Source organism: Butyrivibrio sp. X503 (genome assembly GCF_003625475.1).
Classification (GTDB): domain Bacteria; phylum Bacillota; class Clostridia; order Lachnospirales; family Lachnospiraceae; genus Butyrivibrio.
In genome coordinates this window covers 503,162-516,386 of the sequence record NZ_RAIQ01000002.1, presented here as the reverse complement: position 1 = coordinate 516,386, position 13,225 = coordinate 503,162, and the positions used below count along the sequence as shown (strand labels likewise).

Here is a 13,225-nt window from a genome sequence, read left to right as displayed (position 1 = left end):
GCTTTTTTTAAAGAATCACTTTTTTTCGAATGATAATCTTAAACCATCAAAAAAGGGAGGTTCTATTATAATGAAAAACGTAAAACGTATTCTGGCATTAGTTCTTACAGCAGCAATGGCGATCACGGCTGTTGCATGTTCGGATCCTACGGCACAGCCCGACGCGGGTTCTACAGATGCCGCAGTATCCAAGGAATCGGGTTCTTACGACCAGGTTACCTATGCTTATTGTACTTTCAATAATATTCCCACAGAAGAAGATCTTGATGAGGTTGAAGAAGCCATCAACAAGATAACAAGAGAGAAGATCGGAGCAGAGATTACTCTTATGCCTATTCAGATCTTCGAGTATTCAAGTAAAATCAATCTTGCACTCCAGGGCGGAGAGAAGATTGATATCTTCGAGTCACTCGGTGATTTCGGTTCATATGTTTCAACTGACATGTGCTACGACATCACTGATATGATCGATACCTATGCTCCCGGTGCAAAAGAGATAGTTGGCGACAGCTGGCTTGAAGCTTGCAAGTCAAACGGAGTTCTCTATGGTATCCCCACTATGAAACCTATCGCGCTTACTCCCATGCTCATCTATCGTCAGGACATCGCAGACGAGCTTAATATCGACATGAGCAAGGTTAATTCAATCGAGGATGTTACTTCTGTTCTTGAGACAGTTAAGGCAGGACATCCCGATATGATCCCTCTTGCAGCGGTTCAGACAGGAGAGATCGGACTTTCAACAAACTACGGCGAAGTTGATTTCCTTAACGATGACAGATATAAACCCATCGGCGTGCTTATGGGTGATGATCTTACCGTAACCGATCTTTACGGAACAGACAGATTTAAGGAGCTTTGCAAGCTTGTAAGAGGCTGGTACAACAACGGTCTTGTTATGCAGGATGCAGCAACAACAAATTCAGCTGCTGCAGAGACTATGAGCTCAGGTAACTACTTCGGATACCTCGCTGCATACAGTTATCCCGAAGAGGATACAGCCGTTTCACTTGAAGCACAGGTTGCAGGTTATGACCTTGGAGCAAAGATCATCGGTGATGCTTATCTTTCAACAAGTGATATCAATGCAATTACTTTCATGATCGCATCAACAACTGATGTTCCCGAAGCAGCACTTAAGTTCCTTGATCTTACATATACAGATCCCGATGTTATCAACCTTCTTATCTACGGTATCGAAGGAAGAGATTATGTAAAGAACGCTGACGGCTCCGTTTCATATCCCGAGGGCCAGGATGCTGCTACAGTTCCATATACAGCACAGCTTTCATGCGGAACACTCGGAAACTTCTTTAACATGTACCAGATGGGTGTTGCTAACCCTGAATCACTTCAGTGGGAGCTTGATCAGAACAAGAACGCAAAGACATCACCCGCTATGGGCTTTACCTTTGATTCAAGCAATGTAAAGACACAGTACACTGCAGTACTTAACGTAATATCACAGTATCTTCCCGGACTTATCTGCGGAAGTCTTGATCCCGACACAGAGATAGATAAATTTATCCAGGCTCTTAATGATGCGGGATATCAGGATATTCTTAACGAGAAGCAGTCACAGCTTGATGCCTGGAAGGCTTCCAAGTAATGACTTTGGAGGGTAAACAAGTGAAAGAGACACCTGTTAAAAACAAAAAGAAGAGGTTTAAAAATCTGCCCCTTTCTTTGATCGCACTTCCGGGAGTGATCTATCTTCTAATAAACAACTACATACCGATGTTCGGAGTATTTCTGGCATTTAAGAAATACAGCTTGAAGAAGGGAATCTTCGGAAGTGATTTCTGCGGATTTGATAACTTCAAATTCCTCTTTAAGACCAAGGATGCCATGATCATGACAAGGAATACCGTGCTTTATAATATTGCGTTTATCATAATAGGCACGATCCTTGCGATAGCTGTAGCGATCATGATGTGTGAGCTCGGAGAGAGGAAAAGAGTAAAAGGCTTTCAGGCTCTTTTGCTGTTACCCAATCTTTTATCCTGGGTTGTAATAGGATTTATAGTTTACGCATTCTTAAATGCGGATTCAGGTTTTTTAAACAATACCGTACTAAGGACACTGGGCATCAACCCGGTGTCCTGGTATGCAACCACAGGTCCTTGGCCTGCGATACTTATAATCGTTTTTCTCTGGAAAAATATGGGTTATCAGTCGATCGTGTACATGGCAAGTATCTCCGGAATAGATAAATCAATCTATGAGGCAGCCGCTATTGACGGTGCCGATAAGATGACACAGATCTTTAAGATAACACTTCCGATGTTAAAACCGACGATCATCACGCTTGTGCTTATGTCCATAGGAAGGATCTTTTATTCAGATTTCGGACTGTTTTATCAGGTTCCGCAGAATTCCGGAGCGCTTTTTAACGTAACTCAGACAATTGATACTTATGTTTACAGAGGACTTATGGAGCTTAATGATGTGGGCATGTCTGCGGCAGCCGGCTTATACCAGTCATTTGTAGGCTTTATACTGGTTCTTTTGGCTAATTTTACAGTCCGTAAGATAGACCCGGACAATGCACTTTTCTAAGGAGATGGAGATGACAGAGAGTAAAACTTTTAACAGAGCTTCAACGATCATACTGACTATTCTCGTAGTATTCGCCATGCTCCCGATAGTTTTGATAGTAATGGCTTCATTTACGGCGGAGACTGCGCTTGTAAGAGACGGATACAGATTTATTCCAAAAGAGCTTAGTCTTAACGCATATTACTACATGATCAAACAGGGAAGATTGATACTAAGATCATACGGAGTATCCTTCTTTGTAACCTTTTTCGGTACGGCGGTAAGCGTGCTCCTTACGACAATGCTTGCTTATCCCATGTCGAGAAAGTCATACAGATATCGCAATGTGCTTGCGTTTTTTGTATTCTTTACAATGCTTTTTAACGGCGGAATCGTGCCTTCATACATCATGTGGACAAGATTCTTCCATATCAAGGATACGATCTGGGCACTTATGATACCCAATTATCTCGTCAGCGCTTTTAACGTAATCCTTGTAAAAAACTATTTCCAGAACAGCATTCCCGATTCTCTTATAGAAGCGGCACAGCTTGACGGAGCAAGTGAATTCAAGATTTTTTTCAAGGTCATGCTTCCTCTTGCGATACCTGCTGTCGCTACGATAAGTCTTTTTACGGGAATAGCATATTGGAACGACTGGACCAACGGTCTTTACTATGTAAATAACGAGAAGTTCTACAGTATTCAGCAGCTTCTCATGAAGATAATGAGTAACATTCAGGCGCTTCGTTCAAACTCAAACGCATCACTCCTCGGAACAGGCGCAGTTGAGCTCCCGAGTACTTCGGTAAGAATGGCGATGGCTGTTATCGGAATACTCCCGATTGTCATTATTTATCCTTTTGTACAAAAATATCTTGTAAAAGGCGTAATAGTCGGCGCTGTAAAGGGATAACCAAAAGATAATTTTTGACAATCCAAAGGTTAAATAAGGGAAAGAATAAAAAAGGTTTTGTTAATACAATAGAATCAATAAAAAATCCGGGGTATTTCAAAAGGAGGATACTTTTACATGAAAAAGAAATTATTATCTATGGTTTTGGGAATGTCTATGATCGTGACAGCCCTTGCAGGATGCGGAGTACAGAGCGCAGATTCTTATGAATCCAACACTGATACACAGGCTGCTCCTGCTACAGATGCAGCACCTGCTGAATCAGCTGATACAGCAGAGAGCGGAGAGCCCGTTGATATCTCTTTCTACACAACTGAGACCGGTAAGGATCAGATGTTCCAGGATATCATCGCAGAGTTCGAGAGACTTAACCCCAACATCACAGTTGAGTACATCGCTGCAGGTGATGATCAGCTTCAGCAGTGGATGGCTCTCTATGCTAGTAACGAAGGCCCTACAGTTTCACTTATGGATCCTATCAATATCTGGGAGAACCAGGAGAGAATGCTTGAGCTTACAAACGAGGCCGTTGTTACAAATATTGAGGAGAACGCTCTCAGCACAATGACATTTGACGGCAAGATCTATGCAGTTCCTCAGACCGCAGCAGGTGTCGGAATCCTTTACAACAAGGAAGTTTGCGACAAGGCTGTAGGAGGAGATTTCGATCCTTCAACGATTAAGACAAGATCAGACCTTGAGGATCTTTTCAAGAAGATCGAGGCAACAGGCGTTGACGCCACATGCTTTACAGGTGTTAACTGGTCACTTGGTTCACACTGGCTTTGCCAGGCTTACGGCGGTGCGATCGGTTCAACTCAGGAAAGAGTTGATTATGTAAACAGCATCATCGCAGGCGAGACAAAAGAGATCGACAACGAAGTATTCAACGGTTACATGGATACATTCGATATGATGGCTAAGTACAATCACAATGCTGCAGATCCCCTTGTAGGCGATGTTAACATCGATGCACAGGCACTTGCTGCAGGTGAGTGCGGAACATGGTTCATGGGTGACTGGGCTTGGACTTTCCTTGGACCTATCGTTTCAGAAGGACAGGAGTTCGGACTTCTTCCCGTTCCTCACAGCGACGATGCAAGCGACGTTCTCAACCAGAGCATTGCAACATCATATGCTAAGGGATACTGCATCGACAAGAGCCAGAACACAGAGGCTCAGCAGGCTGCAGGACTTAAGTTCATCGAGTTCATCACATCTGATACATATGCTCAGGAGCAGATGGTTAAGGTAACAGGACAGGCTCTTCCTTACAAGAACTGTCAGGTTGAGATCGAGAGCCCTCTTGGTCTTTCAACAGCAAACTACATCTCACAGGGTCTTACATACGACTTCTACGGAACACCTAACCTTGCACCTTCAGACATCTGGTATGAGTGCGGCGCATACATGTGCGAATACCTTGCCGGTCAGACAGATAGAAAAGCACTTGCTGCTAAGCTTGATGAGTACTGGTCACATCAGGAAAAGAGATAATCTGTTAAACCCACCGGTTCCCGTGGATGATCTTTACAGGCATCTGCGGGGATTCGCCGGATAAAACAATAAAGCGGGGAGTCACGTACTTCCCGCTTCTTTAAAAGGATAAATTATGACTAAGAATTACAGAAGAAGATTAAATGATATCTTTTGCTTTTCGGGCTTTGGACTTCCGGCTCTTATTATCTGGGCCAGCGTTGTTCTGATTCCTTTCATTTACGGAATATGGATTACTTTTACAGATTGGAACGGACTTGCGATGGAGATCCATTATGTCGGTGTGAAGAATTATCTCGATGTATTTGCGGACTCAACTTTTATAACATCATTTTTAAAGACAGTTATCTATGCGCTGTTTACGGTTATTGCAAGTAATCTGGTGGGATTCCTTCTTGCACTTGCCGTTACAAGCGGAATAAAGGGACAGAACTTCTTCAGAACAGGATTTTTTACCCCCAATATCATCGGAGGAATCATCCTTGGTTATATCTGGAACTTTATCTTTTCATATGCACTTACATCCTTCGGAAAGAGCATAGGAGTAGATTGGATGTCTACTTCATGGCTTACAAATCCGACGAGAGCCCTTATAGCTCTTATTATCGTAAGCGCATGGCAGCTTTCGGGTTACCTTATGGTTATCTATATCGCGGGACTTACAAGTGTTCCAAGAGAGCTTATTGAAGCTGCATATGTTGACGGAGCTACTTCTTTTGAAGTTATAAAGAACGTTAAGCTTCCGCTTATCAAGAACTCTACGGCGATCTGTATTTTCCTCTCCATATCAAGAACATTCATGTCCTTTGATATGAACCTCTCACTTACAGCCGGAGGACCTTACAAATCAACAGAGCTCATCGCATACAAGATCTATCAGACAGCATTTACCAGCATGGAGTTTGGTAAAGGCCAGGCACAGGCGATCGTACTTTTCGTGATCGTTGCGGTTATTTCGCTTTTGCAGGTTTATTTCACAAGGAAGGGGGTAGATGAACAATGATGAAAAGAAAAGATAAAAAGACTTTACTGTTCGTTATAACAGCATTTGTTCTCATCCTTTTTATGGTTCCGTTCTTTGTGCTTATAAACAACACATTTAAGCCCACACCTGAATTTATAAAAACACCGTTTGCACTTCCCAAGAACTTTACACTTGAGAATTACAGCATTGCGATTAAGAGAATGGACTTTTGGAAAGCCCTTTCAAACACAGCGATCATAACTGTTCTCACAGTTATCTTTAACATGTTCATCGGAAGCATGACGGGATATCTTTTTGCAAGAAAAAAATGGAAAGTTAATAAAATAGTTTTCGGAATGTTCCTCGCATCCATGGTTGCACCGTTTCAGGTGTACATGATACCTCTCGTTAAAATATATGCAGGACTTTTCGGACTCTCAAACAACCTTTTTATGGTTGTATATATAGCGGTAGGCCTCAACCTTCCTTTTGCGGTATTTCTTTATAAAGGATTTACAGAAGGAATTCCGGAGGAACTTGATGAAGCCGCAAGAATTGACGGTTGCGGATTTGCACTTACATTTTTCAGGATAATAATGCCTCTCCTTAAACCTATTATTATCACTGTAACTGTGTTTGTTGCAATGGGAGTTTGGAACGACTACCTTATGTCGAGCCTTTTCCTTACAAAGTCATATTCAAAGACATTGGCTATTGCCATAAAGACATTCCTTACCAATCATTCGGCTGAGTATTCACCTATGATGGCAGGACTTTTACTTGGAATACTTCCTGTCCTTGCATTTTATCTTATAGGACAGAAGTACATTATTGAAGGCGTAGTTGCAGGTAGCGTAAAAGGATGATTACTTTTTATTCTGCATAAACGCGCCGGGCGTGCATCCGTAGAGCTTTTTAAAGGTTGTGATAAACGATTTTACATTGGGGAAACCGTTATCGAAAGCGCAATCGGTAAGACTCATTTTCCCTGATGACAACTGCTCTGCGGCGTGACTTGCGCGCACGAAATTAAGGTATGAATGGAAGTTCACACCAAGTGATTCTTTAAAGAGTCTTGAAAAATAAGTCGGATTGTATTTGAAATGATCTGCCATAGCTTCGTAGGATAGATCCTCGCGGTAGTGAGCTTCAATATACTCCGTAAAACGAACGGTTATATCCGAGCTGTTCATACCGGCTTTGGACGACGGTCCGTCGGCTTTGCAGTATTTATTCAGGATTCCCAAAAGAGCATAAGTGTTGCTCATAAGAAGATAAGGATATTCTTCGTCTTCGGGATCAAGGTTATAAACAACCTGAGCAATCTTTTTGATCTCTTTTGTAACCTGTTTATTCCCCGGGTTATAAAAGAACAGATTTTTACCAAGCCATTTTTCAATGAACGGATTGGAGATGATAAAGCTGATACCTGTGAAATGATCGTTTAACGACACATAACTGCAGGAATGAAGCTCGCAGCTGTTTACAAGGATCCAGTCGGATTCCTTCATGTCAAAATGGCTGCTACCCGTATTAAAACGGATGTCACCCGTAAGCGTCACGGTGAGCTCAATGCTTCTGTGCCAGTGAAGCGGGGAATATATAAGATTTCCGTCAAGATCGTGACGATAGATCTGCACGGGAAGAAGACTAAAAATATCGTTGTTTGATTCATAAAAATCAGTCATGACAACCTCCGATTTAACACATACATATGATAGCATAATTTTTTGCGGCGGTGTCATAAAGATAAGTTGTACAAGATAAAAGAATAGGATGGTACAAGGCATGACCGTAAAAGAATTGATAGAAGCGATCATAACAAAGAGCGGAAGTAAGAGGTTTTCCTATGAGGAGACCTGCGACCATCTGATGATCGGTGACGTAAACATGGAAATAACCGGTATAGTCACAACATTTATGGCTACCGTGGATGTTATAAATGAGGCGGTCAGGCTTGGTGCCAACATGATCATAACTCACGAACCAACATGGTTTACGGGAGTCGATAAAGAGGACTGGCTTAGGGACGATCCTGTATATCTTGAGAAAAAGAAGCTTCTTGAAGATAACAAGATTGCCGTATGGAGATTCCACGATCACATGCATGCCGGTACGGAGGATGGCATATACAGAGGTTTTGATGAGGAATTCGGATGGAAAAAATACAGAGAAGAACCTTCAGCCGATGTTAAGACCAGCTGGTTTGGTGCCACCTATGTTATTCCCGAGACTACACTTTCTGAACTTGCAGGATTTTTTAAGGATAAGCTTGATATGAATGTCATTCAGCTTGTCGGTAATCCCGATATGAAAGTCAAAAGAGTCGGAGTTCTTGTAGGCGGAGGAAGCCTTGGACTTGGAACAGAAAATCTTCCGATGATCTATATGAAGGAGCAAAACATCGATGTATGCGTATGCGGCGATATCACCGAGTGGACACTCTCGGCATATGTAAGAGACGCATCCCAGCTTGGAATGAACAAGGCAATGATAGTCCTTGGACATGAGAGAAGTGAAGAGTGCGGAATGAAGCATTTGCCCGACTGGCTTAAGAGCATAACAGGTGAGATTAAGGTTACCTTTGTTGATGCCAAAGAGCCTTTCACATATTTGGTATAACGGGAGGCTTCTATGGAAGAGATACTTACAATATACATCGACGTATTGGACGTTTTTGAGGTAAAAGGAAAATCGGCGGAAGCCGCAATGATAAATTTTACCGGTAACTGTAAGGGCAAGTACTTCAACGGCAATGTACTTCCCGGTGGTGTAGATACTCAAAAGGAGTTTTATCCTCAGAACAGGACGCTCTCCGCAAGATATATGCTTGACGGCTTGGACGATGCAGGAAAAGCCTGCAAGATCTTTATCGAGAACGAGGCTGTTCTGGACAGCGATAAAAAGGTTGAATACACCATACCTAAGATAATTACGGATTCAAAGAGCCTTTCCTGGATGGAGGATTCTTATCTCAAAGGTAAGATTGAACCCAAAGGAGAAGGTATTATCATACATATTTTCAAAGTGGATTGAGAGGAGATTACATACAATGGCTTTTGTACAGATGAGTTATTTTTCAACTTCCATTTGGAGACAGACTATTTTTCATGTTTGCCTTCCCAATGATGTTCCGCCTGAGATGAAGGTGGGAAATAAATGTTATGACAGACCGATGAAGACTTTGATGCTTCTTCAGGGATATTCAGGCAATACATTTGACTGGCCGCTTGGAAGTCTCATTTCGGATATATCACTCAGATACAATCTTGCGGTTATTATGCCTTCGGGAGACAACAGCTTTTATACAAACGCAGCCGGCTGCTGCTACAAATACGCTGATTTCGTAGGCTTTGAGCTTCTTGATTATGTAAGGGAGACATTTGGTCTTTCCAAGGATGCCAAGGATACTTTTATCGCAGGTCTTTCAATGGGAGGCTTCGGAGCTATCCATGCGGGACTTGAGCACCCCGAGAACTACAGCAAGATCATAGGTCTTTCATCAGCTCTTATAGTTAACAGACTTGGCGATGTTCAGCCCGGAACCAAGGATGATATCGCGGATTATGATTACTACTGCCATGTATTTGGAAATCTTAAGAAGGTAAAAGAGACTACTAACGATCCCGAATTCATCGTAAAAGAAAGGCTTAGTAAGGGAGATAAGATCCAACCTGTATTTATGGCGTGCGGATCAGAGGATTTCCTTATTGAGAACAACAGAGAGTTCAGAGACTTCCTGTTTGAGAAAAAGGTGGATCTCACCTATAAAGAAAGTCCCGGAATCCATGACTGGAATTTCTGGAATCAGTATTTGGAGCCTTCAATTAAGTGGGCACTGGAGGAAGAATAAATGCTTATTGATAAGATCAAAAAACTCGATACCTGGACAGCACCCGAGTTACCCAAGAATATACCACACGGAGATATGCCGGGTGACAAGGTGGAGATAAACGAAGGACATATAAAGAAGGCAAATATCATTTTCCCTAAGCTCTTACAGCTTCTTGAAGAGGAAGCCAATAAGGGAAAAGAAAAGGTAGTCATAACTGTATGCGGTGGCTCAGGAGTAGGAAAATCCGAGATTGCATCGATTCTTTCATATTATCTCACAAAGGGTGGAATAAAGAGCTATACATTATCAGGAGACAATTATCCCAGACGCATACCCATGCACAATGACGCCGAGAGACTTCGCGTTTATGAGGAACTTGGAAGAGAAGGTCTTGAAGATTATCTTGGTTCCGACAAAGAAATAGACTTCGCCGAGATAGAAAAGATAGCTCTTGATTTTAAGGCAGGCGAAAAGAATATCAGCCTTAAGAGAATGGGAAGAAAAGAAGACGAGCTCTGGCATGAAATTGTTGATTTCTCCGATACGGATGTGCTGATCATTGAGTGGACTCACGGAAACAGCGACAACTACAAGGGTGTTGATATTCCGATATTGCTTAACAGCACTCCCAAGGAGACACTCGAGCACAGAAGAGCAAGAAACAGAGACGGCGCTACAGACAGCCCGTTTACAACTATGGTACTTGAGATCGAGCAGGGCATGATAAAGAGCCAGGCTCACAAGGCCAAGATAATCGTATCAAAGCAAGGGGAGATACTTAGCTTTGATGAATATACCAAACTTATGGAGTCAGAGAAGTAATTATGAGTAAGTCACTAAGTGCCAATAACAAACCCATGTTAAATTCATATCCCGACAGCCTTGGCGGTACACTTAAAGATATAACGCAGTTTTTGAAAAAGGATGAGCTTTTGGGAACTTTTTCATCCTTCTATATCCTTCCGAGCCTGTATCATACAGATCTTGACAGAGGATTTTCCGTAATTGATTACGGCCTTGAAAAGAATCTTGCTACTAAGGAAGATCTTGATGCGCTCAGAAAGATGGGGATCGATCTTAAGCTTGATTTTATATTAAACCATGCATCGGTGCAGTCACCTCAGTTTCAGGATCTTATAAACAAAGGTGAGGATTCCGAATATAAGGACTTTTTCATCAACTGGAATAAATTCTGGGAAGGCAAAGGTGAGCTTACGCAGGAAGGCTATATTCAGCCTGATGAAGAGTATATCAAGGATATGTTCTTCAGAAAACCGGGACTTCCGATACTTATGGTTACGATGCCCGACGGTAAGAAGGTTCCGTACTGGAACACTTTTTATCAGGAGGTAAAAAACACTCCTCAGGGAATAAAGTATCTTGGCCAGATGGATCTTAACATCAAATCGGATCTTGTGTGGGAATTCTACGATGATACTTTACATAAGATTTCGGATTACGGCGCAAGTATTGTCAGACTTGATGCTTTTGCATATGCACCTAAGGAACCGGGAGAAAAGAATTTCCTTAACGAACCCGGAACATGGGAGCTTTTGGCTAAGGTAAGAGAACTTGCAGATAAGTATAAGCTGACTCTTTTACCCGAAATTCATGCATCATATTCGGAAAAAATATATGAGACTATAGCCGATAAAGGCTACATGACATACGATTTCTTCCTTCCGGGACTTATTATCGATGCATTTGAGAATAAGTACGGAGATACGATCGTAAAGTGGGCGAATGAGCTTATAGACAAAAAGATAAGAACTGTAAACATGCTCGGTTGTCATGACGGAATCCCGCTTCTTGATCTTAAGGGACTTATCAAGGAAGAGCAGATTCAGAGCCTTATAGATACCGTTGTATCCAGAGGAGGCTATGTAAAGGATCTTCACGGCGCCAAGAACATGTATTATCAGGTCAATGCGACATATTATTCCGCTCTTGGCGAGGATGATAAAAAGATGCTTGCAGCAAGGGCTCTTCAGCTCTTTATGCCGGGCAAGCCTCAGGTTTGGTATCTTGACCTTCTTGCGGGCAAGAACGACCACGAGGCTGTAAAGGCCGCAGGCGCAGGCGGACACAAGGAGATCAACAGAACCAATTATTCCAAAGAGATGATAGAGAAGGCTTTGGAAAAAGACGTTGTGAAGAGACAGCTTGAGCTTTTGAAATTCAGAAACAGCTTCGGAGCGTTTTCTTTTGACAGTGATATTACAGCCTCATGCGAAGATAAGGTGATCAATATCAAATGGAAAAACGGCGAATGCGAAGCTTTGCTTAAGCTTGATCTTGAAACATTCGATTTTGTGGTAGTAGCAAAGACCGGAGAGGACGAAATAACCGTATGAAGTACAATACATCATTTCAGGCGCTGGCATTTGACAGAGTCCTTCCATACGAGGGGCAGGTTGAGTGCGTTACCTTTGAAAAGGGCAAATGCATTCTTCAGATAAGAGCGCCGAAGGCTACGGAAGTTAATTTCAGATACAACGAGGAAGACCATTTATGTGTTAAGGGTGATGACGGTATATGGAAGACCCCTTATACGGCAGAGGGCGCTATCAATTACGTTCAGCTTATTGTAGACGGTGTGGAGCTCATAACACCTATGCTTCCCATATCATACGGATATTCAAGGCCCTATAACTACGTTGAGCTTGAGAGCAACGATGATTTTTACGGGATTAAGGATGTTCCTCACGGAAGCGTCAGAAAAGAGTATTTCCCTTCATCCGTTACGGGTGAGTGGGAGAGCTGCGTCGTATATACGCCTCCCGGATATGATGATTCCAATGATACTTATCCTGTGCTTTATCTTCAGCACGGTCACGGCGAGAACGAGATGGGCTGGACAGCAGCGGGTAAGGTCAACTTTATTATGGATAATCTGATCGCAGAACGAAATGCTGTGCCTTTCGTGATAGTAATGAACAACGGAATGGTTCAGACACTTGATAAAGATGGAAACAGGGTTGTTGACTTCAAACTCTTTGAAGATTATTTGTTAAAAGATGTTATGCCCTTTATCGAGGGGGAGTTCAGAGTCGGAGGTTCTAAAAAGAAACGCGGTATGGCGGGTCTTTCAATGGGATCGCTCCAGACTTCGCTCATAGGCTTTGCTCATCCCGAGCTCTTTAGTTGTCTTGGAGTATTCAGTGGTTTTGTGACGGATATTATCCAGGGCTCGGAGCTTGATATGCCGGGAAGAGCAAAGAGCGATAACAAGCATCTTGCAATTCTTGATGACGCCGATAGTTTTAATTCTTTATTCGATGTTTATTTCAGGTCGATGGGGGATAAGGATATCTTCTGGGAGAACTTTGAGCATGATGACAAGTTGCTTGAAGAGAAGGGTATCAAGCAGATCCGCAATGTCTACGAGGGCATCCACGACTGGAATGTGTGGAGGAAGAGCATCCGCGACTTTGCCACGCTGATATTCAAGATTTGATTTTTTTAGTAGTATATG

13 protein-coding genes are annotated in these 13,225 nt (G+C 42.5%); 12 read left to right on the top strand and 1 reads right to left on the bottom strand.

Annotation, left to right across the window (positions count from 1 at the left end):
• The first annotated feature begins 70 nt into the window (after window positions 1–70).
• The 6 genes from D6853_RS05215 to D6853_RS05190 all read left to right on the top strand — a co-directional run bounded on the left by D6853_RS05215 (window position 71) and on the right by D6853_RS05190 (window position 6,781).
• Window positions 71–1,609: an ABC transporter substrate-binding protein gene (locus D6853_RS05215; RefSeq protein WP_120656966.1), complete on the top strand. Its 1,539-nt coding sequence runs from the start codon at window positions 71–73 to the stop codon at window positions 1,607–1,609.
• A 20-nt stretch (window positions 1,610–1,629) separates the two neighbouring features.
• Window positions 1,630–2,559 (top strand): ABC transporter permease, encoded by a 930-nt coding sequence (locus D6853_RS05210; protein WP_243108299.1) that lies wholly within the window; start codon window positions 1,630–1,632, stop codon window positions 2,557–2,559.
• A gap of 10 nt (window positions 2,560–2,569) precedes the next feature.
• Entirely contained in the window at window positions 2,570–3,454 is an 885-nt protein-coding gene (locus D6853_RS05205; protein ID WP_120656964.1) for a carbohydrate ABC transporter permease, read from the top strand.
• Between the two features lie 117 nt (window positions 3,455–3,571).
• On the top strand, window positions 3,572–4,951 hold the full coding sequence (locus tag D6853_RS05200; protein ID WP_120656963.1) for an ABC transporter substrate-binding protein: 1,380 nt from the start codon (window positions 3,572–3,574) through the stop codon (window positions 4,949–4,951).
• A gap of 115 nt (window positions 4,952–5,066) precedes the next feature.
• Window positions 5,067–5,954 carry a carbohydrate ABC transporter permease gene (locus D6853_RS05195; RefSeq protein WP_120656962.1) on the top strand — a complete coding sequence of 296 codons (888 nt, stop codon included), beginning with the start codon at window positions 5,067–5,069 and terminating at the stop codon, window positions 5,952–5,954.
• Window positions 5,951–6,781, top strand: a complete 831-nt coding sequence (locus tag D6853_RS05190) for a carbohydrate ABC transporter permease (protein ID WP_120656961.1) — start codon at window positions 5,951–5,953, stop codon at window positions 6,779–6,781. Before D6853_RS05195 ends, D6853_RS05190 begins: the two co-directional genes overlap by 4 nt.
• On the opposite strand, the gene D6853_RS05185 is transcribed toward D6853_RS05190, so the two are convergent.
• Entirely contained in the window at window positions 6,782–7,603 is an 822-nt protein-coding gene (locus D6853_RS05185; protein ID WP_158588666.1) for a helix-turn-helix transcriptional regulator, read from the bottom strand.
• 100 nt (window positions 7,604–7,703) lie between these two features.
• Between D6853_RS05185 and D6853_RS05180 the strand changes: the two genes are divergently transcribed.
• The 6 genes from D6853_RS05180 to D6853_RS05155 are packed head-to-tail and all read left to right on the top strand — an operon-like array spanning window position 7,704 to window position 13,207.
• On the top strand, window positions 7,704–8,537 hold the full coding sequence (locus D6853_RS05180; RefSeq protein ID WP_120656959.1) for a Nif3-like dinuclear metal center hexameric protein: 834 nt from the start codon (window positions 7,704–7,706) through the stop codon (window positions 8,535–8,537).
• Between the two features lie 12 nt (window positions 8,538–8,549).
• On the top strand, window positions 8,550–8,951 hold the full coding sequence (locus tag D6853_RS05175) for a DUF3237 family protein (protein WP_120656958.1): 402 nt from the start codon (window positions 8,550–8,552) through the stop codon (window positions 8,949–8,951).
• Between the two features lie 16 nt (window positions 8,952–8,967).
• A complete protein-coding gene (locus D6853_RS05170) occupies window positions 8,968–9,768 on the top strand; it encodes an alpha/beta hydrolase (protein WP_120656957.1) in 801 nt (266 codons plus the stop codon).
• Window positions 9,769–10,572: an adenylyl-sulfate kinase gene (locus tag D6853_RS05165; protein ID WP_120656956.1), complete on the top strand. Its 804-nt coding sequence runs from the start codon at window positions 9,769–9,771 to the stop codon at window positions 10,570–10,572.
• Between the two features lie 2 nt (window positions 10,573–10,574).
• Complete coding sequence (gene gtfA, locus D6853_RS05160) at window positions 10,575–12,104, top strand: sucrose phosphorylase (RefSeq protein WP_120656955.1); 1,530 nt, start codon at window positions 10,575–10,577, stop codon at window positions 12,102–12,104.
• The gene (locus D6853_RS05155) at window positions 12,101–13,207 is read left to right on the top strand and encodes an alpha/beta hydrolase-fold protein (protein ID WP_120656954.1); all 1,107 of its coding nucleotides are present in this window, start codon (window positions 12,101–12,103) and stop codon (window positions 13,205–13,207) included. The genes gtfA and D6853_RS05155 overlap by 4 nt, the downstream gene beginning before the upstream one ends.
• The last annotated feature ends 18 nt before the right edge of the window (window positions 13,208–13,225 follow it).